Genomic DNA, 23,083 nt, shown 5'->3' with positions numbered 1-23,083 from the left:
CGAGGCGTTTATTCCCGGCAGGAGCCGGGCAGGAACTTGAGCAGTGCGGCTTTGTCGGCGGCCAGCGGGCCGCAGCGCCATTCGGAGATCGGCTTGCCCTGGCCTTTGCTGGCAACGCTCAAATCCAGCGGGACGGCGGTGTTGCTGCTGTCCTTGAAGTAGGGGCGCAGTTGCAGGGTTTTGCCGTCGATATTGTTGTCGTTGAAATTCTGGGCCACGACGGAGACCACGCCCTGCGCATCTGCCGAAACCGATTGCACATATTTGCTGGGGCCCTTGGGGTCTGCAGTCGCGGAGGCAGCAACCGGGTTGGCCTCGCAGCCCCAGTGATTGGCATCTGCGGCGGCCGTGGTGACTTTGTCGGCGGGCATGAACTGCACGACTTCCGTGATGGTGGTGCGGCAGGTTGAAGCCGCCAGCACCACCTCCGCCATCTTGGCGCGCTTGGTGTAGTCCTGGTAGGCCGGCAAGGCCACGGCCGCCAAGACGCCGATGATGGCCACCACAATCATCAACTCGATCAAGGTAAAGCCCTGTTGCACGGAACGCCGCATGGATTGCTCCCGGGTTGTGAATGTGCAATCCCCGCGCAATCGCTGTGCCAGGTCGATCGGTGGTGTTTGGGCGGTGAAATAGGCGATTTCTGCCGTTTCTTTGGCCGCAGGTCTGGCGAGGTGACGTTTTGTGCGACATGGTCACTCCATCGGTCCGACCAAGGTTGCGGATATGTATCCGGGGCAGGGTGCAGTGCAAGCTGCCAAAAACAAAGGCGCCAGCAGGCGCCTTGTGTGCTGTGTTCCGTAGGGAACGCAGTCTGGGGGGTCAGGCCGTCTTGGCTTGGCGGGCTTGCATGAGCTTGCCCAGACCCACCACCAGCACAGCGCCTGCCGCAGCAGCGACATAGTGCAGCCACGGGTGGGCCAAGGTGTAGCCGTGCAGCAGGTTGTCGTTGACGATGGTTTCGCCGCCTACCCAGCCGATCAGGGCAGCGCCCAGGGTGACGATGACGGGGAAGCGGTCCATCAGCTTGATCATCAGCGTGGAGCCGAAGATCACCAGGGGGATGGAAATGGCCAGGCCCAAAATCAGCAGCACCATATTGCCTTGGGCGGTGGCCGCCACGGCAATCACGTTGTCCAGGCTCATCACCAGGTCGGCAATCAGAATGGTGCGGATGGCTGCAGCCATGGAGCCCGTGCCCTTGGCTTCGCCTTCGTCGTCGTCGCCACCGGTGAGCAGTTGGTAGCCGATCCACAGCAGCAGAACGCCGCCGATGACCTGCAAAAAGGACAGCTCCAGCAGCTTGGCCGCCACCACGGTCAGCACGATGCGCAGCACCACGGCCGCGCCGGAGCCGAACATGATGGCTTTTTTCTGTTGTTCAGGGGGTAGCGAACGGGCCGCCAGGGCAATGACGACGGCATTGTCGCCAGAGAGAATGATGTTGATCCAGACGATCTTCATCAGGCCGATCCAGAAATCGGCAGTGCTCAGGAACTCCATTTTTACTCCGCTGTTATGAATAAAAACGCCAGCGTGGGGGACCCCAAGCTGGCGTTTCTTTTATGGGAGCATCCAGTGTAGTGGGACTGGAGTCGCTAACCGATTCGTAATTCTGCGTAAGCCGGGCAGCGCTCAGCGGCCCGACTACGCGCGATTACAACAATTACAGCAGGCCCTTCAGCAGGCGGCCCATTTCGGAAGGATTGCGGGTGATGGTGAAGCCGCACTCTTCCATGATGGCCAGCTTGGCATCGGCCGTGTCGGCGCCACCGGAGATCAGGGCACCTGCGTGGCCCATGCGCTTGCCGGGAGGGGCAGTCACGCCAGCGATGAAGCCCACGATAGGCTTCTTCATATTGGCCTTGCACCACATGGCGGCTTCGGCTTCATCGGGGCCGCCGATTTCGCCAATCATGATCACGGCATCGGTGTCGGGATCGTCGTTGAAGGCGCGCATCACATCGATGTGCTTCAGGCCGTTGATGGGGTCGCCACCAATGCCGACAGCGGAGGACTGGCCGATGCCCAGCTCGGACAGCTGTGCCACGGCTTCGTAGGTCAGCGTGCCGGAACGGCTCACCACGCCCACGCGGCCCTTCTTGTGGATGTGACCGGGCATGATGCCGATCTTGATCTCGTCAGGCGTGATCAGGCCGGGGCAGTTGGGGCCCAGCAGCAGGGTGCGCTTGCCACCAGCGGCTTCCTTGGCCTTCATCTTGTTGCGCACTTCCAGCATGTCGCGCACTGGAATGCCTTCGGTGATGCAGATGGCCAGGTCCAGATCGGCTTCCACGGCTTCCCAGATGGCTGCAGCAGCGCCTGCGGGCGGCACATAGATCACCGACACGGTGGCGCCGGTGTCGCTGGCTGCTTCCTTGACGGAGGCGTAGATGGGGATGTTGAAGATCGACTCACCGGCCTTCTTGGGGTTCACGCCGGCCACGAAGCAGTTCTTGCCGTTCGCGTATTCCTGGCACTTTTCCGTGTGGAACTGGCCGGTCTTGCCGGTGATGCCCTGGGTGATGACTTTGGTGTCTTTGTTGATAAAGATCGACATGTGTTTATCTCCGAGGGCTTCTTACTTGACGGCTTCGACGATCTTGGTGGCCGCTTCGGCCATGGTGTCGGCGCTGATGATGGGCAGACCGGATTCGGCCAGCATCTTCTTGCCCAGCTCTTCGTTGGTGCCCTTCATGCGCACCACCAGAGGCACTTGCAGGTTCACGGCCTTGCAAGCCGTGATCACGCCGGTGGCGATGGTGTCGCACTTCATGATGCCGCCGAAGATGTTGACCAGGATGCCCTTGACCTTGGGGTTCTTGAGCATGATCTTGAAGGCTTCGGTGACCTTCTCGGGGGTAGCGCCGCCGCCCACGTCCAGGAAGTTGGCAGGCTCGCCGCCGAACAGCTTGATGGTGTCCATGGTGGCCATGGCCAGACCGGCACCGTTCACCAGGCAGCCGATGTTGCCGTCCAGGGAGATGTAGGCCAGGTCGAACTTGGAAGCCTCGACTTCAGCGGGATCTTCTTCGTCCAGATCGCGGAAGGCCACGATTTCGGGGTGACGGAACAGGGCGTTGGCGTCAAAGTTGAACTTGGCGTCCAGGGCCATCAGGTCGCCCTTGGAGTCGCAGTTCAGGGGGTTGATTTCCACCAGCGACGCGTCGGTGTCCATGTAGCACTTGTAGATCTTGGCGAAGATGTCTACAGCCTGGTCGATGGAAGCGCCGGTCAGACCAATGGCTGCGGCAACCTTCTTGCTCTGCTCGACGGTGATGCCGGTCAGGGGATCGATCATCTCGGTGACGATCTTCTCGGGAGTGGAGTGGGCCACTTCCTCGATGTCCATGCCACCTTCGCTCGAAGCGATCAGTGCAACCTTTTGTGTAGCGCGGTCAGTCACCAGCGACACATACAGTTCGTTCTTGATGTCGGCGCCGTCTTCGATGTACAGGCGACGCACCTTCTGGCCTTCGGGGCCGGTTTGGTGGGTGATCAGCTGCATGCCCAGAATTTGCTCGGCCAGCTTTTTCACGTCGTCGATGGTCTTGGCCACCTTCACACCGCCGCCTTTACCGCGGCCACCGGCGTGGATCTGCGCCTTCACCACCCACACGGGGCCACCAAGCTTTTGTGCTGCCTCTACAGCTTCTTGGACGGTGAACGCCGGAATGCCACGGGGAACGGGCACACCAAACTGACGCAAGATTTCCTTGCCTTGGTATTCATGAATCTTCATGAGATTGTCTCTTTGAACGGAGGGGAAATACCCGTTTGCCATGGACGCGTGGTCAGGCGGCCGGGCTCGAATGACATGGCGACTGACGAATGTACCATGCTGCATCGCAACGAAAAAGGGCATTGTCAAGTGGCATATACGTATATGCGTACGTGGTTGCGCGACATTGACGCCAAGCTGTCACTTACATCAGGACAATAGATCGGGGTGCGATTTCAGTGACAATGCGGCCCTTGATTCTTCGGAATGCAACATGCCGCCAGGCGGAGTTTAGGGGTGTGCGCCAGAGCGCGCGGGAGCTAGGAATGTCCAAAGTCTTTATCGATGGCGAGGCCGGAACCACGGGGCTGCAAATCCGTGACCGCCTGCAGGGAATGACCGGTGTGGAGCTGGTCAGCATTGACCCCGCGCTGCGAAAGGACCCCGCCGCCAAGCGACAGCTGATGGCAGGTGTGGACCTGGTCATCCTGTGCCTGCACGACGATGCCGCCCGCGAGACCGTGGCCATGGTCGACGCCATCACCGCTGAAACCGGCCGTGCCATCAAGATCATCGACGCCTCCACCGCCCACCGCACCGCAGCGGACTGGGTTTATGGCTTCCCCGAGCTGCGCGCAGGCCAGCTGGATGCGGTCAAGGCCGCCACCCGCGTGAGCAACCCCGGCTGCTACGCCACGGGTGCCATCGCCCTGTTGGCGCCGCTGGTGGCAGCGGGCCTGATGCCCGCCGACTACCCGGTGAGCCTGCCCTCGGTGTCGGGCTACTCCGGCGGTGGCCGTCCCATGATGGAAGCCTACGAGGCCGGCACGGCTGCGCCTTACGAGGCCTATGCCCTGGGCCTGTCGCACAAGCACATCCCCGAAATCCTGCACTACACCGGCATGACGCGCCGTCCGGTGTTCATCCCGGCCGTGGGCAATTTCGCCCAGGGCATGCTGGTGCAGCTGCCGCTGCACCTGGACCTGTTGCCCGGCGCGCCCAAGGCGGCCGATCTGCATGACGCCCTGGCCAGCCACTATGCCCGCACCAACACCAGCGCCAACTGGGTCAAGGTGTTGCCGCCCACCGACGACCTGAAGCTGGCCGCCGACACGCTGGCCAATACCAACCAGCTGGAGCTGCGCGTGTTTGCCAACGAGCAGCACCGCCAGGCCGTGCTGATTGCCCGCCTGGACAATCTGGGCAAGGGCGCCAGCGGCGCGGCGGTGCAAAACCTGCAGCTGATGCTGGGCTTGTAAGCCATAGCCCGGCCCTGCACCAGGGCCGCGTCGCAAAAGGGGGCACTGCCCCCTTTTTGCTATCTATTGCGCAGCTGCATGTGTAGGCGCCACCTGCATATGCGCAGAAAAACTCCGTAGCAGCGCAGCCTGGCCGTCGCCGCTGCAGGGGCGCGCATGCCTCTGATGTGGTGCCAGGCATGTTGCGTGGGTGTGGGCTGAGATTTGTCGGCCTGGTTTATGCTGGCGGACTTTTTCGGATTTCAGGTTTTTCGTCCGCCCTCGCGGTCCGGCACCGCAGCGGCGGTGTTGCGGGCTGCGGGTGGTGGCAGCTTTTGCAAAGGTTTCCCCGATGACGCGCAAGGCATCAGGCACGCCGGCCTCCCATGGCCAGGACGACCTGCAACGCAATCTCACCAATCGCCATATCCAGCTGATCGCCATTGGCGGCGCCATAGGCACCGGCCTGTTCATGGGCTCGGGCAAGACCATCAGCCTGGCAGGCCCCTCCATCATCTTTGTCTACATGGCCATCGGCGCCATGTTGTTCTTTGTGATGCGGGCCATGGGCGAGCTGCTGCTGTCCAATCTGCAGTACAAGTCCTTCATCGATTTCTCGGCCGATCTGCTGGGCCCCTGGGCGGGCTTTTTCACCGGCTGGACTTACTGGTTCTGCTGGATCGTCACCGGCATTGCCGATGTGATCGCCATCTCGGCCTATGCCCAGTTCTGGTGGCCCGACCTGCCGCAATGGGCCCCGGCCATTGCCTGTGTGCTGGTGCTGCTGGGCCTGAACCTGCTGACGGTGAAGCTGTTTGGTGAGACCGAGTTCTGGTTCGCCATGATCAAGATCGTGGCCATCGTGGGCCTGATCGCCACCGGCTTGTACATGGTGGGGGGCGGCTTTGTGTCTCCGGCCGGGCGTGCGGCCTCGCTGTCCAATCTGTGGAACGACGGCGGCATGTTCCCCAACGGGCTGCTGGGCTTTTTCGCCGGCTTTCAGATCGCGGTGTTTGCCTTTGTCGGCATCGAGCTGGTAGGCACCACGGCGGCCGAGGCCAAGGACCCCGAGCGCACGCTGCCGCGCGCCATCAACTCGATTCCGGTGCGCATCATTGTGTTCTACGTGCTGGCGCTGATTGCCATCATGGCCGTCACGCCCTGGCGCGACGTGGTGCCCGACAAAAGCCCATTCGTGGAACTGTTTGTGCTGGCCGGCCTGCCTGCCGCCGCCGGTGTGATCAACTTTGTGGTGCTGACCTCGGCGGCCTCTTCGGCCAACAGCGGCGTGTTCTCCACCAGTCGCATGCTCTACGGTCTGGCGCTCAAGGGCGACGCGCCCAAGGCCTTCTACCGCCTCTCGCGCGGCGGCGTACCTTCGCGTGGCCTGTTGTTCTCCTGCATCTGCCTGCTGCTGGGCGCTTTTCTGATGTGGGTGATTCCCGATCTGGTGGAAGCCTTCACGCTGGTGACCACGGTGTCGGCGATTTTGTTCATGTTTGTCTGGTCGCTGATCCTGCTGTCGTACATGGTTTACCGCCGCCAGCGTGCGGCCCTGCATGCGGCCTCGCGCTTCAAAATGCCTGGCGGCGTGGCCATGTGCGTGGCCTGCCTGGCGTTTTTTGCCGGCATTCTGGTGCTGCTGACCCTCAAAGACGACACACGCCAGGCGCTGGTGGTGACGCCGCTGTGGTTTGTGCTGCTGGTCGTGGCTTACCAATTCGTACGCCGCCGCGTGGTGACGGCGGCCGCGCGGGGTTGACGCAGCTGCAAGCCCATTCCACCCAGGCCTCGTTCGAGGCCTTTTTTCTGCGCGTGTGGATGGGCTGCAGCCCCGGGCACAATGCCTGGCGAGCCCATGCAGGCCGGCGCGTGCTCTGTTTGGCGGAGCTGTCTTTGCTTGGTGGTGCTGGTTTTGCGGTGGTTTGAAGCTGTAAACCCAGGCTCAAAGCGCATCAGCAGCTCATTTTTGTAGAGCGGTTTTCCATGTCCACATCTCCGTCTCCCCTTGCCCGCGATGCGGCCAGCGTGCGCCGCGCCACCTGGATCGGCCTGGTGGCCGTGCTGTGCTGGAGCAGCACCGTGGGCTTGATTCGCTCGGTTTCCGAGGCCCTGGGGGCCCTGGGTGGTGCTGCCATGCTCTACAGCGTCAGCGCGGTGCTGCTGTTTGCGGTGCTGGGTCTGCCCCGCAGGGCCCAGCTGCGCAGCGTGTCCAAGGTCTATCTGATCGGCTGCGGCGTGCTGTTTGCGCTGTACGAGGTTTGCCTATCCGTGGCCATAGGCCTGGCCCAGGACCGGGCCCAGTCCATGGAGCTGGGCATGATCAACTACCTCTGGCCCTGCCTGACGATTGTGCTGGCCGTGCTGTGCCGCCAGCAGCGGGCACGTTGGTGGCTGTGGCCGGGTGTGGCCCTGTGCATCTGGGGCCTGGTGCGGGTGCTGGATGGGGATGGCGGCCAGGCCATGCCCTGGTGGCAGGCATTGCTCACCCATATGCACAGCAACCCCCTGGCTTACGCCCTGGCCTTTGCTGCGGCTCTGCTGTGGCCGGTGTACTCGGTGCTCTCGCGCATGCACGGCGGTGGCTTCAACGGTGTGGGCCTGTTTGTACTGCTGACGGCCGTGGTGCTGTGGGCGCAATGGCTGGTGGTGGACACCGTGCCCATGCGCTGGTCCTGGGGCGTGGCGCTGGAGGTGCTGGCGGTGGGCGCCTGCACCGCCATAGGCTACAGCTGCTGGGAACACGGCATACAGCGCGGCAATCTGGCGGTGATGGCGGCCGGCTCTTACTTCACCCCCGTGCTGTCGGCCCTGTGGGCCAGCATCTGGCTGGCGGTGCAGCCGGGCTGGCCATTCTGGCAGGGCGTGGTGCTGGTCACGCTGGGCTCGCTGGTGTGCTGGCGGGCAACGCGGATTTGAGCGGCGGCTAGGCCGTCAGCCACAGGCCAAGGCCCAGCACGGCGGCATGGGCGGCCATCAACGCCCCCAGCAGGCCCAGGGAGGGCGTGGCCAGATCCGTCAGCTTGTCCTGAATGGCATTGCCCAGAAAAGCACGCAGGGCCGGGTCGTCGGGCTGAGCCTGTGCATCCCACTGGGCACGTTGGTGCTGCCACTCCTCCAGCAGCTCCGATACAGGCAGGCGCTGGAGCACGCCGTGGACCATGAGGCGCACGGCCCGGCCATTGCCCACCCAAGGCTGCAGATACTCCATGGCCGTATCGGGAGAGAGCAGGTCGGCCGTTTTGTGCAGGGCTTTGTGCGCGCCGGGAAGGGCCTCGATGCGCCTGGCCAGCAGTTCGGCCAGATGCTGGGCCAGGCTGGGGCCATAGCGCTGCACCAGTTTGCGGCTGGCACGGGCGCGCCCCAGCTGCACACCCGCAAAGGCATAGGCCGGAATGCTGAGGAGCAGCACCAGAGCCACGAGCACAGGTGGCGCGCTCAGCATGCCGATGAATCCGACGTTGGCGAGGCCTGGCCCCGTGCTCCCCATCAAGCGCAGCAGATAAAAAGCCACTGAGCCCCCGCCCAGCACCGTGGCCAGTACCAGGCCGAGGGCCATGCCTGCGAGCAAGGACTTTCCGGCACTCAGTCCTGTGTGCAAGGCAGAAGGGGCATCGGGAGTGTGCGAAGCAGAGGTCATGGAGGTCATTCTTTGGTTGTAGCGGTCAATGCGGGCGCTGCGCGCAGGCCTCTCGCTTGGAGGGCCAGACGGCAGCGGCGTGCACAAGCTGTGATGCTACTGGGGGAATGACTGGCGAGTGCATGCCTGTGGCCTTAAAGACCGCAAATACGCTGTCCCTGCGCAGTGTCTCCGAGGGGCTAGCTCGCTCCCATGGCCTTGGAGATGCGTGCGGCAATGGCGCTGACGATGGCTTTGACCTCCTCCAGGTCGGGGCTGGACTGTGCGTCTATGCGCTCGATATAGGGTACGTTGAGTGCGGCGATCACGTGCTCTGCGGTCCCCATGATGGGAAAGGCCATATTCGTGACCCCGCGTATCTGGCGGCTGGGCATGGTGGCATGGGCCTGCTGGCGCACCTGCGCCAGGATCTCAAACAGCTCGCCCGGGTCCAGACTGAGCTCGCCATCCACCTTGACATGGGCGGCCAGCATACGCGCGCGCTCAACCTCATCTCTGAAGGCCAGCAACACATGGCCTGAGGAGGTGTCGGTCAGTCCCAGCATGACGCCCACCTTGAGGCCGAAGGACCAGCGCTCGGGGCTGTCCACCTGGGCAATGATCACAACCCGTCCGCCTTGGTAGATCGCCAGGTGACAGGACTGGCGCGCGCGCTGGGCCAGCTCGCGCAGCAGAGGCAGGGCCGAGGCAACCAGGGAGCGCAGGAAATGCTGCTTGTGCGCGAGCTCGAACAGCTTGAGCGACAGGCTGTAGCGGTCATTGGCATCGAGCAGCGCATAGCCTCGGCGCTCCAGCGTCACCACCATGCGGAAAATTTCATTCACGCTGCGCCCCAGGCTTTGCGCGATCTCATTGAGCGTCAGCCCGCTTTGGGCCTGGGAAAGTAGCTCCAGAATGTCCAGTCCCTTGTCCAGGGCCGGGGCACTGTAGCGCGGCGTGTCTCCTTCAGCCTCCGGGCCGGACGCGGGGGGGACGCTCTCGGCAGCGGTGCTGTGGCGCTTGGAAGAGGTGGTACGGGGTCCAGGTGCTTTCATTTCAAGGCGAATCTTAAGGGAGTGTGGGAAAGGTTCTTGGCTGGCGCTGTGCTTGGGAAGTCGTGATCTGCGGGGGCTGCAATCCACCCCCTTCGCACGCCATTGGCGCAGGCTTGGAAACAGGCACGTTCCCAAGCAAGGGCCACCCCGCAGCAAAGTCCGTTGTCCCCCGGGGGAAGGCGCCGAAGGCGGCTCAGGGGGTCACATCACCGCCCCCAACTGCCAGGGCACAAACTCGTTTTGCCCATAGCCATGCAGCTCGCTCCTGGTCTTTTCGCCCGAGGCCGTGGCCAGCATGCGCGTGAAGATGCGCTCACCCATTTCGGCAATGGAGCAGCTGCCGTCAATGATTTCACCGCAGTTGATGTCCATGTCCTCCTGCTGGCGCTGCCAGAGGGCGCTGTTGGTGGCCAGCTTGAGCGAGGGTGAGGGGGCGCAGCCATAGGCACTGCCACGCCCCGTGGTAAAGCAGATGAGGTTGGCGCCGCCCGCCACCTGGCCAGTGGCACTCACCGGGTCGTAGCCGGGGGTGTCCATAAACACCAGGCCTGGTGTTTGCACGGTTTCGGCATATTCGTAGACTGCTTGCAGATTTCCGGTGCCGCCCTTGGCCACGGCGCCCAGGGATTTTTCAAGAATGGTGGTCAGGCCGCCGGCCTTGTTGCCCGGCGAGGGGTTGTTGTTCATCTCGCCGCCGTTGATGCGCGTGTATTCCTCCCACCAATGTATGCGCTGCACCAGCTTGTGTCCGACCTTGGTGGAGACGGCACGGCGTGTGAGCAAATGCTCGGCGCCATAGATTTCAGGTGTCTCGCTCAGGATGGCCGTGCCGCCATGGGCGATCAGCAGGTCTACGGCGGCTCCCAGGGCCGGGTTGGCGCTGACGCCGCTATAACCATCCGATCCGCCGCACTGCAGGCCTATGCGCAGCGCGGCAGCGCTGCAGGGCACGCGCTGCACGGCGTTGGCACCCTCCAGCATCTGCGTAACCAAGGCAATCCCCTTGTCCACGGTTTTCTGTGTGCCGCCGCTGTCCTGGATATTGAAGACCTTCAGGTTGTTTCCCTCGGACAAGGAACCCGATTCCATCCAGGCCCGGATCTGGTTGGCCTCGCAGCCCAGGCCCAGCACCAGCACGCCAGCAAAATTGGCGTGGCTGGCATAGCCGGTCAGCGTGCGCCTGAGCATGTCCATGGCCAGGCCCTGGCTGGCCATGCCGCAGCCGGTGCCATGGGTGAGTGCGACCACGCCATCCACCTGCGGGTAGGGCGCCAGCGCTGCTGGATTGCTGCGACGGGAGAAATACTCGGCAATGGCACGGGCAGCCGTGGCCGAGCAGTTCACGCTGGTCAAGATGCCGATGTAGTTGCGCGTGGCCACACGCCCGTCTGCACGGCGTATGCCCATGAAGACGGCCTCGCGCCGTGCGGGCTCGGGTTTGAGGTCGGCGCCGAATGCATAGTCGCGCGCAAAGTCACCCTTGTCCGGCCCCATGTCCAGGTTGTGGACATGTACATGCTCGCCGGCCGCAATCGGCTGGCTGGCAAAGCCTATGACCTGGTTGTAGCGGCGCACGGGCGCGCCAGTGGCCAGGGCACGGGCGGCAATCTTGTGGCCAGGGGGCACCAGGCCGCGGCTGGTAAACGCTTCAATGGATGTGCCTGCCAGCAGCTGGGTGCGGGCAATCACGACATCGTCTGCAGGGTGGAGGCGAATGAAGGGCTGCATGTAAATCCTTGCTGGAATGGATGGTCGGCGTTTGGTGGGTAAGCGCTGGTTGCTATGGTTTTTCTTCAAGAGCCTGCTTGCAGCACCTGCTCGGGCAGGTCTGCGCCATGGAATTTTTTGTAGATGGCATTGAGCTGGCCGTTTTTCAGATTCAGCTGCACCCATTCATCAATCTTGGCCTTGAGCCGGTCCTCGCCCTTGCGCAGGCCCATGGCCAGCAGGTTGACCTTCATGACCCACTTGACCTCCATCTGCTTGGCCGGGTTTTTGTCGTTCACGGCCTTGAGCAGCGCGGGTGCTGTGGCAAAGATTTGGGCCTGGCCGCTGACCACGGCCGTGGTGCTGGTGGCGTCATCGTCAAAGCGCAGCAAGGCGGCGCTCTTGGGAACGATCTTGCTGATTTCCTGGTCATTGGTGGTGCCGCGTGCCGTGGCGATCTTCTTGCCCTCAAGGTCGGCTGCACTCTTGATGTCCATGCCTTTGGGGGCCCCCACCACAGACAAGATGCCTGCATAAGCTCGGGAGAAGGCGACGACCTTCTCGCGCTCGGGCGTGACGGAGAGGCTGGAGATCACGATGTCGGCCTTGTCGGTCTGCAAAAACGGAATCCGGTTGGCGCCCGTGGTGGGAATGATCTCCAACGCCAGCCCCAGGTCCTTGGCCAGCAGTTGGGCGGTTTCCACGTCCGAACCGGTGGACTGCAGCTTGTCGTCCTTCATGCCATAGGGCGGCACGGCCAGGTCGATGGCCACGCGCAGCTTTTTGGCCGCCAGGATGCTGTCGAGCTGGTCGGCCAGGGCGGAGCCGCTGCCCAGCAGGGTCAGGCCGAGGGCCAGCAAAGCGGTGCGCAGGCCGAGAGCGGGTTGGATACGGTGCGTTGTCATATGGGTCTCCTCGTGGTGGTAGTGGTGATGGGGATTGCTCACACGGCGGCTGCGGTCACAGTCCGCTGCCTACAAACTGTTGGAGTTCAGGCGTGGAAGGGGCACTCAGCACACAGGCCGCGCCCTGCTCCCAAACTTGGCCCTGGTGCATAAAGATCACCTGGTCGGCCACATGGCGGGCAAAAGCCATTTCGTGGGTCACCAAAATCATGGTCATGCCCTGAGCGGCCAACTGCTCTATGACCTTGAGTACCTCGCCCGTGAGCTCCGGGTCCAGGGCCGATGTCACCTCGTCGAACAGCATGACCTGGGGCTGCATAGCCAGCGAGCGGGCAATGGCCACGCGCTGCTGTTGCCCGCCTGATAGCTGCTCGGGATAGGCATGGGCCTTGTCGGCCAGACCGACTTTGGCCAACACCTCGTGGGCCAGTTCGCGTGCTGCATGGGCGCCCTGGTGCTTGACCGCCGTCAGCCCCAGCGTGATGTTTTGCAGCACCGTCAAATGGGGGAACAGGTTGTAGCCCTGGAACACCATGCCCACATCGCGGCGCAGGGCGCTCAGGTCCAGATCCGGTGCATGTACACCATGGTTGCAGACCTGGATGCGGCCCTGGTCCACGCTTTCCAGCCGGTTGATGCAGCGCAGGGCCGTACTCTTGCCCGAGCCGCTTTTGCCAACAATGGCCACCACCTGGCCTTTGGCCACGGAAAATGAGACGCCGCGCAGCACATGCAAGTTGCCAAAGCGCTTGTGGATGGCGTCGAGTTCAACTACGGCTTGCATTGAGTTTCCTTTCAAGAACCATGCTCCAGCGCGAAAGCGGGTAGCAGATGGCGAAGTACAGGACGGCAGCACTGCCAAAGTAGACAAAGGGCTGGAAGGTGGAGTTGTTGAGTACCTTGGCGTTGTATGAAAGCTCGGCAAAGCCAATCACCAGCGAAGCCACCGAGGTGTTTTTGACGATTTGCACCGCAAAGCCCACGGTCGGAGGCGTGGCCATGCGCAGGGCCTGGGGCAGGATGACCAGGCGCATGCGCTGCCAGCGTGAAAGGCCCAGGCATTCGGCGGCCTCCCACTGGCTTTTGTGCACGGCCTCTATGCACCCGCGCCAGATCTCGCCCAGAAATGCACTGGAATACATCGACATGGCCAGGGCCGCTGCCAGCAGGGCTGGGACCGATCCCATTCCCGCGATGCTGGGCCCATAAAAACACAGGCCCATGAGCACCAGCAGCGGCGTGCCCTGGATCAGCTGTATCCATGCGATGGCACACCAGCGCAGCGGCCTGGCCGGCGCGATGCGCGCCATGGCCAGTGCCATGCCGGCGAGGCCACCAACCACAAAGGTCAGCAGCGAGAGCTGTACCGTACCCCAGGCGCCCTGCAGCAAAAAAAGCAGTTGTTCTTGGCTCATGGCTGCTCCTTCACAAGGCCGTTCCCAGCTTGCGCCGGCGCGTGAACACCAACTGGGCCAGCAACCAAAAGCCCATGCGCATCAGACAGGACAGCAGCCAATACACGGCCCATAGCACCAAAAAAACCTCAAAGTTGCGGAAGGTGTCTGACTGGATGCGATTGGCCACGCCCAGCAGCTCCTCGGCGCCCACCGAGGACATGATGCTGGAGGCCAGCATCAGCAGCACGAACTGGCTGGTCAGTGCGGGCCAGACGCGTTCCACGGCAGGGCGCAGCACCACATGCCACAGGGTTTGGGCGCGCGACAGACCCAGGCACTCGGCCGCCTCAAGCTGGCCTTTGTGTATGGACTCGATGCCTGCGCGGATGATCTCGCAGCTGTACGCGCCGATATTGATCACCAAGGCCAGCACGGCGCCGGCCATGATGGGCAGGGTGATGCCGACCGAGGACATGCCGAAGATCAGGAAATAGCTCTGGATCAGCAGCGGTGTATTGCGTATGGCTTCGACGTAGAGACCCACCAGGCGGCGCAGCCAGGGCAGGCTGCTGCCTCGGCCTATGGCGCAGAGCGTGCCCAGCACAAAGCCCAGCAATGTGGCCAGAAATGACAGCTGCACCGTGGTCCAGGCGCCTTCCAGCAGCAAAGGCCACTGAGCCAGAACGGCAGAAAAATCGAACTGGTATTGCATAAAAACAGCCTGTCTCCTATGCGTAGCAAGCGCTGATGGCTACTGAATTTGATGAATATCTCAGCGGTCCATGGCGCTATGTGCCGCTCTTGGCGCATCAAACTGGCAGAGCCCGAATCAGAGGCAGCGAGCCAGGGCCGTCCTGCTGAGGCCGCGTCCTCCTCCCGCAGAGAGAGGGAAGCGGCAAAGTCACAAAGACACTCAGAGGGCGCGCCATGCCCTGGTGGTTTGGCGCTGTTCGCCCAGGCCTTCTATGCCCAGGCGCATGTGGTCGCCAGGTCGGAGGTACACCGGAGGTCTTTGGCCCAGGCCCACTCCGGGTGGTGTGCCCGTGCTGATGATGTCGCCGGGCAGCAGCGACATGAACTCGCTGATGTAGCTGACCAGTTTGGGCACCGAAAAAATCATGGTCTGGGTGCTGCCGTCCTGAAAGCGCTTGCCGTTGACCTCCAGCCACAGTTTGAGCGCCTGTGGGTTGGCCACCTCGTCGCGGGTCACCATCCAGGGGCCTATGGGCGAGAAGCTGTCGCAGCCCTTGCCCTTGTCCCACTGGCCGCCGCGTTCCAACTGGTATTCGCGCTCCGAGACATCGTTGATCACGGTGTAGCCGGCCACATAGTCCAGCGCTTCTTCCTCGCTCACATAAGAGGCCTTTGTGCCGATGACCACGCCCAGCTCGACCTCCCAGTCGGTTTTGACCGAGCCACGCGGAATCACCACCTCGTCATAGGGGCCCACGATGGAGGAGCTGGGTTTTAAAAACAGAATCGGCTCTGCCGGAATCGGGGCCCCGGTTTCGGCCGCATGGTCGGCGTAGTTGAGACCTACGCACACAATCTTGCCCACCTGGGCTACGGGGGCGCCGTAGCGCTGGGGCTGGCTGACCAGGGGCAGACTGGCGGCATCCAAAGCAGCCAGTTGCTGCAAGGCCCCGGGTGCCAGGGTTGTGCCGTTGATATCGGCCACATGAGCCGAGAGGTCGCGCAGCTGTCCCTGGGTGTCGATCAGACCGGGTTTTTCCTGGCCGATATGTCCATAGCGAACCAATTTCATGTTTGTCTCCTTGTTTGTTTCTAGGTTGGCACTAGCCCCTCACCCCGCCGCGAGGCTGTCGCCCCATTGAGGGAGAAGGCGCGAAGCGACTAGGAGGGTGCTCGTCTCAATTCGACCAACCCCCGTCAATCATGTGAATCGTTCCGGTGGTGAACGCAGATTCGTCACTGGCCAGGTAGACCACCAGGGCAGCAATCTCTTCGGCTCGGCCCACACGGCCTATGGGCTGACGGGCCACAAAACCGGCGCGTACGGCGGCCTCGTCCATGCCGGCCTGCCTTGCCTGTTCGCGTATGCGGCCTTGCAGCGAGGGCGACTCGACCGTGCCCGGGCAGATGGCATTGCAGCGAATGCCTTGCTGCACATGGTCGGCAGCCACGGCCTTGCTCAGGCCGATGACGGCGGCCTTGGAAGTGCCATAGGCAAAGCGCTTGGCCACGCCCTTGACGCTGGAGGCCGCTGAAGCCATGTTGATGATGGAGCCGTTGCCGTGGGCCAGCATGGCGGGCAAGAAGGCGCTGATCGTGCGGTACATGGACTTGACGTTCAGGTCCATGCTGAAGTCCCAATCCGCTTCGCTGCATTCTTGAATGCTGCCGTGGTGCACAAAGCCCGCGCAGTTGAACAGCACATCAAGGCGGCCCACCCGGTTGGCAAAAGCATGCACGGCAGCGGTATCGCGTACATCCAGCCGGGCCGTGCGCAGATTGGCAAGCCCTTGGGCCTTGGCTTGCTCGTGGAGTTCGGCCAAGGCCTGTTCGTCTGCATCGGTCGCCCAGACCAGAGCATCCTCCTGTGCCAGCGCCAATGCGCTGGCCTTGCCTATGCCCTTGCCTGCGGCCGTGACCAGGGCTGTTTTTCCGCTGACGCGTTGCATACCAACTCCTTGCTGATGGGTTTGTATTTGAAAATTAATTTCTTATGTGAAATTAATACTAGACCCATCACACCAGAAGTCCAGAGGTAGAGCATGTATTTAAGCGTTTTCACTAAGGTAAAAAGCAGCTTCTTTGGTTGATTCCTCTTCTGTCTTCAGATTGTAAAAAATTTTTACCTAAGAAATTGAAGCATGGGCAAGGCCGTGTAGTGGGCGCTTTCAGGCCGTTCCCGGCCCGTAGGACTGTGTTGGGGACAAGCCTTGATGCGGCTGCTGTGGGTCCGCTGTTGCTTCATCGCGGGGGAGACTATGGTCCTGGGCTCCTGGGCTCCTGGGCTCCTGGGCTCCTGGGCTGCGGGGCCTGTGCCGGCCCGCCGGGTGGGGTGGCGGCAGATGGGCGTAGGCGCGCAGCCATGCCGGAGCACGGCGGAGGCTCACCAGGCGCGAGGGTGGGTGCAGGTCGTCAACGTGGTTGCCTTGCTGTGCTGCAGCACAGCCTGCGGTGCCCGCCGCGAGGAGATCGTCAACAAGCTCTCAGAATGTGTTCGCGATCTCAGGGGCAGTAATCCGTGGGCCAGCGCCGGGGCGGCGCAGACGGGGTGTCAGCCCCCGGCGTGCAGGATCAGCTCGGGCAGGTCGGTGCCGTGGAACTTTTTGTAGATGGTGTTGAGCTGGCCGTTTTTGAGCTGGCTCCCTATCCAGGTGTCGACCTTGGCCTTGAGCCGGGTCTCGCCTTTGCGCATGCCTATGGCCAGGGGGTTGACCTTCATGACCAGCTTGACTTCCATCTGCCGGGCCGGGTTGGCGTCGTTCACGGCCTTGAGCAAAGAGGGTGCGGTGGCAAACACCTGGGCCTGGCCACTGACCACGGCCGCGAGGCTGCCGGCATCATCGTCAAAGCGCACTACGGTCGCACTCTGGGGCGCGATCTTGCTGAGCTCCTGGTCATTGGTGGTGCCGCGCGCCGTGGCGATGGTCTTGCCTTCCAGGTCGGCGGCCTTTTTGACCACCAGGCTTTTGGGCGCGCCCACGACCGACAAGATGCCGGCATAGGGCCGGGAAAAATCAATGATCCGCTCCCGTTCGGGGGTGATGGAGAGGCTGGAGATCACGACGTCGGCCTTGTTGCCCAGCAGCAGCGCAATCCGGCTGGCGCCGTTGGTGGGCACGATCTCCAGCGCCAGGCCCAGGTCCTTGGCCAGCAACTGGGCGGTTTCCATGTCCGAGCCCGTGGGCTGTTGCTGGCTGTTCTTCATGCCATAGGGTGGCACGGCCAGGTCAATGGCCACGCGCAGCTTTTTGGCGGTCATGATGCTGTCGAGCTGATCGGCCTGTGCCGTGCCGATGCCCAGCAAGGCAAGGCTGCAGGCCAGCAGCGCGAGGAAGGAGGGCAATGCCGGCCGTTTGTGGCGGGCCGGCTTGGAGTGGAGCATGTGCAGGGGCATATCTGTCTCCTTTGCGGTGGTGGGGACCACGGGATCCATGCGTGCCAAAAGGCAGTTGCACTGTGGTGCAAGCACCTTTGGACCGCCAAGCCCATTGGGCCGAAGGGCTGCGCATTGCGCGGGTCTCACAGCAAAAACAGCCTGTGTGGCTTGTGCATCAAGCGTTGAAAGCTATGAATTTTGCTGCGTGCCTGCCTGATAGCAGCCAGGGGCAGCGTATCCAAAGCACAGGGGGCGTGCATTGGTAGTGTCTCGGGTGTGTTTCATCCACGCTGCAGATTGGCAGCTTGCTGCCGCAGGCAGGGCTTCAGCCGAAGTCCTCGTCCTCGCGGCCTTGCAGCACGCGGCGCACCACGTCACCGCCAAAGCCACGGCTGGCCAGAAAGCGCATTTGCTTCATGCGCTCTTGCGGCGTGGTGGGTGGGCTGCCGAATTTTTGCAGCCACACGGCATGGGCGCGGGCGTGTTCGGTGGCGCGCAGCTGTTCGGCGGCGGCCCGCACGATATCGTCGTCCAGCCCTTTGCTGCGCAGCTCCTGCACCACACGGGCCGTGCCCAGCTTTTTGCTGCGGGTGTAGACCACGGACTGGGCCATCCGCTCGGGGCTGATGAAGTTCTTGGCCTCCAGCGCGTCCAGCACGGTGGCCAGGTCTTCGCCTTCTTCCACATGGGCCGCCAGCTTGCGTTCCAGCTCCAGCCGTGAATGCTCGCGCTGGGCCAACAGCCGCAGCGCGCGGCCGGTGAGGGACAGTTTGGCAAAGCCCATGCCGTGATGCTCCACAAACAAAAAAAGCGCAGGAACCCCTGCGCGAAGATGGCTAACTTTTACGGCGGGATCGAAGCGATTTTCCGCGCCAGCAGGGAGCAGTCTTCAACCGGCGCGGCCCATGTCAGGGTACCGCGCAAGGGCCGCCTTGTCTCCCCGGTAAGCGCTGGTGCCGTCCCCCTTCCGCGTAGCGAGAGAGGGGGGAAGGCGCACAGCGCCTCAGGGGGTGTTTTCTCAGGCTTGAATCACACCGTCTTCGTCGATGGCAGCGTTCTTGTCGCCCTTTTTGCCTTTGGCGGTGGGCTTGGCGGCTTCTTCGCCGGCGGCCACGGGGATCAGGGTGATGCCCAGGCTGTCGCGCACCTTGTTTTCGATTTCGATGGCCAGTGCCGGGTTTTCGCGTAGGAATTCACGCGAGTTGTCGCGGCCCTGGCCGATTTTTTCGCCGTTGTAGGCATACCAGGCACCGGACTTTTCCAGAATCTTTGCGTTCACGCCCAGGTCCAGGATTTCGCCTTCGCGCGAGATGCCGGCGCCAAACAGAATGTCGAATTCGGCCGTCTTGAACGGGGGCGAGACCTTGTTCTTCACCACCTTGACCTTGGTTTCGTTGCCGATGGCCTCGTCACCCTTTTTGATGGTGCCGGTGCGGCGGATATCGAGGCGCACCGAGGCGTAGAACTTCAGCGCATTGCCGCCGGTGGTGGTTTCGGGCGAACCGAACATCACGCCGATCTTCATGCGGATCTGGTTGATGAAGATGACCGTGCAATTGGTCTTCTTGATGGTGGCGGTCAGCTTGCGCAATGCCTGGCTCATCAAGCGGGCCTGCAGGCCGGGCAGTTGGTCACCCATTTCGCCTTCGATTTCGGCCTTGGGGGTCAGGGCGGCCACCGAGTCGATGACGATCAGGTCCACAGCGCCGGAGCGCACCAGACTGTCGCAGATCTCCAGGGCTTGCTCGCCGGTGTCGGGCTGGCTGATCAGCACCTCGCTCAGGTTCACGCCCAGCTTTTGGGCGTAGCCGGTGTCCAGGGCGTGTTCGGCGTCGATGAAGGCGCAGGTGCCGCTCAGCTTTTGCATCTCGGCAATCACCTGCAGGGTCAGCGTGGTCTTGCCGGAGGATTCCGGGCCGTAGATTTCAATCACGCGGCCACGGGGCAGGCCGCCCACGCCCAGGGCGATATCCAGGCCCAGCGAACCGGTGGACACCACCTGGATGTCCTGGATGGCTTCGCCTTCACCCAGCTTCATGATGGTGCCTTTGCCGAACTGCTTTTCAATCTGGGCAAGGGCAGCGGCCAGGGCTTTGGCTTTTTCGCTGTTGGCGTCGGCGGTCTTGGCGGCGGTGGCGTTCATGGTGCGCTCCTGGAAGAGGTGGTTGGGGTAGAAGGTGCAGCCACTGGAATCTTTACCAGGCTGGATGCTTGAACAGTAGTTTAGGCGAGAGTAAAAATGAAATCTAACAATATTTAGTCAGTTTGCCTGTCTATTGCTACCATGTCGCCATGACCGAGCTGCAACCCGCTATTCCCCCTGCTGATGCCTGGCGCCAGACCCATCTGGGCCGCCTGCTGGGCCATGCCATGCGCCGTTTCGATGCCCGTGTGCTGCAGCTGATGGCGCGTGCGGTGGAGGTGCCGCTGGCCCTGTCCAACCTGGCGGCACGCGACCAGGTGAGCGCTGCCCATATCCACATCACGCGGCATTTGTCGCTGGTGGGCGACCGCATCACCGACCTGGCGGACAAGGCCGGGATAGCCAAGCAGTCCATGGCCGACCTGGTGGGCCAGTGCGAGGCCTGGGGCCTGGTCACGCGCGAGGTGGACCCGCTGGATGCCAGGGCCCGGCGTGTGCGCTTTACCGCCACCGGCCTGGCCTGGCTGCAGGCCTTTCACGACGCGGTGGCCCAGGCCGAGGCCGAGTTTGTGGAGGCCGTGGGCGAGGAGGTGGCCACGGTGGTGAAGATTGGCCTGGAGGCCTACGCCAGCGACAGCGGCACCCTGGCCTGAGCCTGGCCTGTGCGCCCTGGAGGCTTGCTGCAGGTCAAGATTCGGGGTGGCTGTCATTTCCCCGGGGAAAGTCCGCTGGTGGCCGGGATGGACGGCTTCTAAAATACGACGGCTGGCCGGCGGTAGCAGGGGCGCCCTGGCAGCACCACATATAAATGACCGTGGCCCGACCGCGGCGAACCCAGGAGATTTCCCATGCGCATCCTCATCGCCGAAGACGACCAGGTGCTGGCCGATGGACTGCTGCGCAGCCTGCGCGGCGCAGGGGCCGTGGTGGACCATGTGGCCAGCGGCACCGAAGCCGATGCCGCCCTGCTGGCCAATGACCAGTTCGATCTGCTGATCCTGGATCTTGGCCTGCCCAAGATGCATGGGTTGGAAGTCCTGAAGAAGATGCGCAGCCGTGGCGATGCGTTGCCGGTGCTGATCCTCACTGCCGCTGACAGTGTGGAAGAGCGTGTCCAGGGCCTGGACTTCGGTGCGGACGATTACATGGCCAAACCGTTTTCGCTGCAGGAGCTCGAAGCGCGGGTGCGCGCGTTGACGCGGCGCGGCATGGGCGGCACCAGCAGCACCATCAAGCACGGCCCCCTGGTCTATGACCAGGCCGGGCGTGTGGCCACCATAGACGGCAAGATGGTGGAGCTGTCTGCCCGCGAGCTGGGCCTGCTGGAAGTGCTGTTGCAGCGCGCGGGCCGCCTGGTCAGCAAGGACCAGTTGGTGGAGCGCCTGTGCGAGTGGGGCGAAGAGGTGAGCAACAACGCCATCGAGGTCTACATCCACCGCCTGCGCAAAAAGATCGAGCGCGGTCCCGTTCGCATCGCCACCGTGCGTGGCCTGGGCTACTGCCTGGAAAAAATCCACCACTGATACGGTGTTGTCTTCGAGCGCCTAACTTTGTGGGGTCGGCTTGCCGTGCTGCGGCACGGTCTGCAGCCCACCGCCTCGTGATTCCATCGAATGCAAACACCTAGACTGCAGTCCAGATCGGGGCCTGTGTCCCACAGTCCGGCATGGCATTCCTGACACACACTGCATGAATATTTTTCAGCGCGAGCAGCGGTCTCTTTTTGGCGAGATTCTCGACTGGATGCTCACGCCCCTGCTGCTGCTGTGGCCGGTGTCGCTGGCGCTGACCTGGCTGGTGGCCCAGGAGCTGGCCAACAAGCCTTTTGACCGTGCGCTGGAATACAACGCCCAGGCCCTGGCCCAGCTGCTGGTGGTGGAAAACGGCGAGGTGCAGTTCTACCTGCCGCGCCCGGCCAGTGAGCTGCTGCGGGCCGACGACTCGGACATGGTGTACTACCAGATTCTGGGTGCCGGCAGCGAGCAGCTGGCAGGGGAGCGCGACATGCCCATGCCGCCCGAGCGCGATGTGCGCGACGACCCTCCCATAGGTCAGGTGCAGCTGCGTGACGACGAGCTGCGCGGTGTGCCCATCCGCGTGGCAGCCCTGTGGGTGCGCGTGCCGCTGGACCGCGAGGTGCTGGCCCTGGTGCAGGTGGCCGAAACCCGTGAAAAGCGCAGCGTGCTGGCGGCGGAAATCATCAAGGGCGTGATGCTGCCGCAGTTCGTCATATTGCCGCTTTCGGTGCTGCTGGTGTGGCTGGCGCTGGCGCGTGGCATCAAGCCGCTGCACCGGCTGGAAGAGCGCATCCGCGCGCGCAAGCCCGACGATCTTTCACCGCTGAACCACAAGGCCGTGCCCATGGAAGTGGCGCCGCTGGTGGACGCGGTGAACGACTTGCTGCGGCGCTTGAACGACTCCATTGCCACGCAAAAGCGCTTTCTGGCCGATGCGGCCCACCAGCTCAAGACCCCGCTGGCAGGCCTGCGCATGCAGGCCGATCTGGCCCAGCGCCCGGGCACCAGCACCGAAGAGCTCAAGCGCTCGCTGCAGCAGATAGGGCGCAGCTCCATACGCGCCACCCACACCGTCAACCAGCTGCTGGCGCTGGCGCGGGCCGAAGGCGCCGGCACGGCGCTGGCGCGCACGCCCTGCGATCTGGCGACGCTGGTGATCGACGTGGTGCAGGACTGCCTGCCGCGCGCCATGGACAAGCGCATCGACCTGGGCTATGACGGCCTTTTGCCCGGCAGCGCGCCGCTGCAGGTCTGGGGCAATGTCACGCTGCTGCAGGAGCTGGTGCGCAACCTGGTGGACAACGCCATCAACTACACCCCCTCTGACCCCGAGCAGGCCGGCGTGGTGACGGTGCGCGTGCTGGCCGATACCTTGTCGCGCCAGATGCTGCTGCAGGTGGAAGACACCGGCCCCGGCGTGCCCGAGAGCGAGCGCGACCTGGTCTTCCAGCCCTTTTACCGCGCGCTGGGCACCGAGGCCGACGGCTCCGGCCTGGGCCTGCCCATCGTGCTGGAAATCGCTCGCCAGCATGGCGCCCAGGTGGCGCTGGAAGATGCCCGCCCCGGTCTGCCCATGCCGGGTGCACGCTTTACCGTGCGCTTTCCGGCGCAGGCGGCGGAATAGGGATGCTCTTGATTCGGGAGCTTGGCGTGCTGGTGCCAGCTTGTTTTTAAAGCGTTTTATGCCTGAAATCCAGCAGACATAAGCGGAG

General features: G+C 63.1%; 22 protein-coding genes. 6 read left to right on the top strand and 16 right to left on the bottom strand.

What is annotated here, in order from left to right; translation table 11 throughout:
- Positions 1–8: 8 nt before the first annotated feature.
- From ACA027_RS21350 to sucC, 4 genes are all read right to left on the bottom strand, one after another.
- The gene (locus tag ACA027_RS21350) at positions 9–554 is read right to left on the bottom strand and encodes a pilin (RefSeq protein ID WP_370680189.1); all 546 of its coding nucleotides are present in this window, start codon (positions 552–554) and stop codon (positions 9–11) included.
- A gap of 268 nt (positions 555–822) precedes the next feature.
- Entirely contained in the window at positions 823–1,503 is a 681-nt protein-coding gene (locus ACA027_RS21345) for a TerC family protein (protein WP_370680188.1), read from the bottom strand.
- A 163-nt stretch (positions 1,504–1,666) separates the two neighbouring features.
- Positions 1,667–2,560, bottom strand: coding sequence for a succinate--CoA ligase subunit alpha (sucD, locus tag ACA027_RS21340; protein ID WP_370680187.1), 894 nt, complete (start codon positions 2,558–2,560; stop codon positions 1,667–1,669).
- Between the two features lie 21 nt (positions 2,561–2,581).
- Entirely contained in the window at positions 2,582–3,742 is a 1,161-nt protein-coding gene (sucC, locus tag ACA027_RS21335) for an ADP-forming succinate--CoA ligase subunit beta (RefSeq protein WP_370680186.1), read from the bottom strand.
- A 305-nt stretch (positions 3,743–4,047) separates the two neighbouring features.
- Between sucC and argC the strand changes: the two genes are divergently transcribed.
- The 3 genes from argC to yddG all read left to right on the top strand — a co-directional run bounded on the left by argC (position 4,048) and on the right by yddG (position 7,878).
- Entirely contained in the window at positions 4,048–4,980 is a 933-nt protein-coding gene (argC, locus tag ACA027_RS21330) for an N-acetyl-gamma-glutamyl-phosphate reductase (RefSeq protein WP_370680185.1), read from the top strand.
- A 331-nt stretch (positions 4,981–5,311) separates the two neighbouring features.
- On the top strand, positions 5,312–6,721 hold the full coding sequence (gene cycA / locus ACA027_RS21325; RefSeq protein ID WP_370680184.1) for a D-serine/D-alanine/glycine transporter: 1,410 nt from the start codon (positions 5,312–5,314) through the stop codon (positions 6,719–6,721).
- A gap of 224 nt (positions 6,722–6,945) precedes the next feature.
- Positions 6,946–7,878 (top strand): aromatic amino acid DMT transporter YddG, encoded by a 933-nt coding sequence (gene yddG, locus ACA027_RS21320; RefSeq protein ID WP_370680183.1) that lies wholly within the window; start codon positions 6,946–6,948, stop codon positions 7,876–7,878.
- A 7-nt stretch (positions 7,879–7,885) separates the two neighbouring features.
- Here the strand turns inward: yddG and ACA027_RS21315 are convergent, their stop codons facing one another.
- From ACA027_RS21315 to recA, 12 genes are all read right to left on the bottom strand, one after another.
- Positions 7,886–8,599 (bottom strand): hypothetical protein, encoded by a 714-nt coding sequence (locus ACA027_RS21315; RefSeq protein WP_370680182.1) that lies wholly within the window; start codon positions 8,597–8,599, stop codon positions 7,886–7,888.
- A 179-nt stretch (positions 8,600–8,778) separates the two neighbouring features.
- The gene (locus ACA027_RS21310) at positions 8,779–9,633 is read right to left on the bottom strand and encodes an IclR family transcriptional regulator (RefSeq protein ID WP_370680181.1); all 855 of its coding nucleotides are present in this window, start codon (positions 9,631–9,633) and stop codon (positions 8,779–8,781) included.
- 201 nt (positions 9,634–9,834) lie between these two features.
- Positions 9,835–11,361: a UxaA family hydrolase gene (locus tag ACA027_RS21305; protein ID WP_370680180.1), complete on the bottom strand. Its 1,527-nt coding sequence runs from the start codon at positions 11,359–11,361 to the stop codon at positions 9,835–9,837.
- A gap of 65 nt (positions 11,362–11,426) precedes the next feature.
- The gene (locus tag ACA027_RS21300) at positions 11,427–12,245 is read right to left on the bottom strand and encodes a transporter substrate-binding domain-containing protein (protein WP_370680179.1); all 819 of its coding nucleotides are present in this window, start codon (positions 12,243–12,245) and stop codon (positions 11,427–11,429) included.
- Between the two features lie 55 nt (positions 12,246–12,300).
- A complete protein-coding gene (locus ACA027_RS21295) occupies positions 12,301–13,029 on the bottom strand; it encodes an amino acid ABC transporter ATP-binding protein (RefSeq protein ID WP_370680178.1) in 729 nt (242 codons plus the stop codon).
- Entirely contained in the window at positions 13,013–13,660 is a 648-nt protein-coding gene (locus tag ACA027_RS21290) for an amino acid ABC transporter permease (protein ID WP_370680177.1), read from the bottom strand. The genes ACA027_RS21295 and ACA027_RS21290 overlap by 17 nt, the downstream gene beginning before the upstream one ends.
- A 10-nt stretch (positions 13,661–13,670) precedes the next feature.
- A complete protein-coding gene (locus ACA027_RS21285; protein ID WP_370680176.1) occupies positions 13,671–14,354 on the bottom strand; it encodes an amino acid ABC transporter permease in 684 nt (227 codons plus the stop codon).
- Between the two features lie 201 nt (positions 14,355–14,555).
- Positions 14,556–15,407: a fumarylacetoacetate hydrolase family protein gene (locus tag ACA027_RS21280; RefSeq protein WP_370680175.1), complete on the bottom strand. Its 852-nt coding sequence runs from the start codon at positions 15,405–15,407 to the stop codon at positions 14,556–14,558.
- Positions 15,408–15,513: 106 nt separating this feature from the next.
- A complete protein-coding gene (locus ACA027_RS21275) occupies positions 15,514–16,284 on the bottom strand; it encodes an SDR family oxidoreductase (protein WP_370680174.1) in 771 nt (256 codons plus the stop codon).
- A gap of 602 nt (positions 16,285–16,886) precedes the next feature.
- A complete protein-coding gene (locus ACA027_RS21270) occupies positions 16,887–17,729 on the bottom strand; it encodes a transporter substrate-binding domain-containing protein (RefSeq protein WP_370680173.1) in 843 nt (280 codons plus the stop codon).
- Between the two features lie 307 nt (positions 17,730–18,036).
- Positions 18,037–18,495 (bottom strand): recombination regulator RecX, encoded by a 459-nt coding sequence (gene recX, locus ACA027_RS21265; RefSeq protein WP_370680172.1) that lies wholly within the window; start codon positions 18,493–18,495, stop codon positions 18,037–18,039.
- Positions 18,496–18,729: 234 nt separating this feature from the next.
- Positions 18,730–19,854, bottom strand: a complete 1,125-nt coding sequence (gene recA / locus ACA027_RS21260) for a recombinase RecA (RefSeq protein WP_370680171.1) — start codon at positions 19,852–19,854, stop codon at positions 18,730–18,732.
- A 149-nt stretch (positions 19,855–20,003) separates the two neighbouring features.
- Here recA and ACA027_RS21255 point away from each other — a divergent pair, with 149 nt between their 5' ends.
- The 3 genes from ACA027_RS21255 to ACA027_RS21245 all read left to right on the top strand — a co-directional run bounded on the left by ACA027_RS21255 (position 20,004) and on the right by ACA027_RS21245 (position 22,995).
- Positions 20,004–20,507, top strand: coding sequence for a MarR family winged helix-turn-helix transcriptional regulator (locus ACA027_RS21255; protein WP_370680170.1), 504 nt, complete (start codon positions 20,004–20,006; stop codon positions 20,505–20,507).
- A 195-nt stretch (positions 20,508–20,702) separates the two neighbouring features.
- Positions 20,703–21,377 (top strand): response regulator, encoded by a 675-nt coding sequence (locus ACA027_RS21250; protein WP_370680169.1) that lies wholly within the window; start codon positions 20,703–20,705, stop codon positions 21,375–21,377.
- A gap of 166 nt (positions 21,378–21,543) precedes the next feature.
- A complete protein-coding gene (locus ACA027_RS21245) occupies positions 21,544–22,995 on the top strand; it encodes a sensor histidine kinase N-terminal domain-containing protein (RefSeq protein ID WP_370680168.1) in 1,452 nt (483 codons plus the stop codon).
- The last annotated feature ends 88 nt before the right edge of the window (positions 22,996–23,083 follow it).

This window comes from Comamonas sp. GB3 AK4-5 (assembly GCF_041320665.1).
GTDB lineage: Bacteria > Pseudomonadota > Gammaproteobacteria > Burkholderiales > Burkholderiaceae_C > Comamonas.
The sequence above is the reverse complement of the archived record's forward strand: the minus strand, read 5'-3'. Positions and strand labels throughout refer to the sequence as shown.

Coding starts and splice junctions, on each gene's coding strand:
- ACA027_RS21350 (WP_370680189.1), bottom strand. CDS start 554: ATGCGGCGTTCCGTGCAACAGGGCTTTACCTTGATCGAGTTGATGATT.
- ACA027_RS21345 (WP_370680188.1), bottom strand. CDS start 1,503: ATGGAGTTCCTGAGCACTGCCGATTTCTGGATCGGCCTGATGAAGATC.
- sucD (WP_370680187.1), bottom strand. CDS start 2,560: ATGTCGATCTTTATCAACAAAGACACCAAAGTCATCACCCAGGGCATC.
- sucC (WP_370680186.1), bottom strand. CDS start 3,742: ATGAAGATTCATGAATACCAAGGCAAGGAAATCTTGCGTCAGTTTGGT.
- argC (WP_370680185.1), top strand. CDS start 4,048: ATGTCCAAAGTCTTTATCGATGGCGAGGCCGGAACCACGGGGCTGCAA.
- cycA (WP_370680184.1), top strand. CDS start 5,312: ATGACGCGCAAGGCATCAGGCACGCCGGCCTCCCATGGCCAGGACGAC.
- yddG (WP_370680183.1), top strand. CDS start 6,946: ATGTCCACATCTCCGTCTCCCCTTGCCCGCGATGCGGCCAGCGTGCGC.
- ACA027_RS21315 (WP_370680182.1), bottom strand. CDS start 8,599: ATGACCTCTGCTTCGCACACTCCCGATGCCCCTTCTGCCTTGCACACA.
- ACA027_RS21310 (WP_370680181.1), bottom strand. CDS start 9,633: ATGAAAGCACCTGGACCCCGTACCACCTCTTCCAAGCGCCACAGCACC.
- ACA027_RS21305 (WP_370680180.1), bottom strand. CDS start 11,361: ATGCAGCCCTTCATTCGCCTCCACCCTGCAGACGATGTCGTGATTGCC.
- ACA027_RS21300 (WP_370680179.1), bottom strand. CDS start 12,245: ATGACAACGCACCGTATCCAACCCGCTCTCGGCCTGCGCACCGCTTTG.
- ACA027_RS21295 (WP_370680178.1), bottom strand. CDS start 13,029: ATGCAAGCCGTAGTTGAACTCGACGCCATCCACAAGCGCTTTGGCAAC.
- ACA027_RS21290 (WP_370680177.1), bottom strand. CDS start 13,660: ATGAGCCAAGAACAACTGCTTTTTTTGCTGCAGGGCGCCTGGGGTACG.
- ACA027_RS21285 (WP_370680176.1), bottom strand. CDS start 14,354: ATGCAATACCAGTTCGATTTTTCTGCCGTTCTGGCTCAGTGGCCTTTG.
- ACA027_RS21280 (WP_370680175.1), bottom strand. CDS start 15,407: ATGAAATTGGTTCGCTATGGACATATCGGCCAGGAAAAACCCGGTCTG.
- ACA027_RS21275 (WP_370680174.1), bottom strand. CDS start 16,284: ATGCAACGCGTCAGCGGAAAAACAGCCCTGGTCACGGCCGCAGGCAAG.
- ACA027_RS21270 (WP_370680173.1), bottom strand. CDS start 17,729: ATGCCCCTGCACATGCTCCACTCCAAGCCGGCCCGCCACAAACGGCCG.
- recX (WP_370680172.1), bottom strand. CDS start 18,495: ATGGGCTTTGCCAAACTGTCCCTCACCGGCCGCGCGCTGCGGCTGTTG.
- recA (WP_370680171.1), bottom strand. CDS start 19,854: ATGAACGCCACCGCCGCCAAGACCGCCGACGCCAACAGCGAAAAAGCC.
- ACA027_RS21255 (WP_370680170.1), top strand. CDS start 20,004: ATGACCGAGCTGCAACCCGCTATTCCCCCTGCTGATGCCTGGCGCCAG.
- ACA027_RS21250 (WP_370680169.1), top strand. CDS start 20,703: ATGCGCATCCTCATCGCCGAAGACGACCAGGTGCTGGCCGATGGACTG.
- ACA027_RS21245 (WP_370680168.1), top strand. CDS start 21,544: ATGAATATTTTTCAGCGCGAGCAGCGGTCTCTTTTTGGCGAGATTCTC.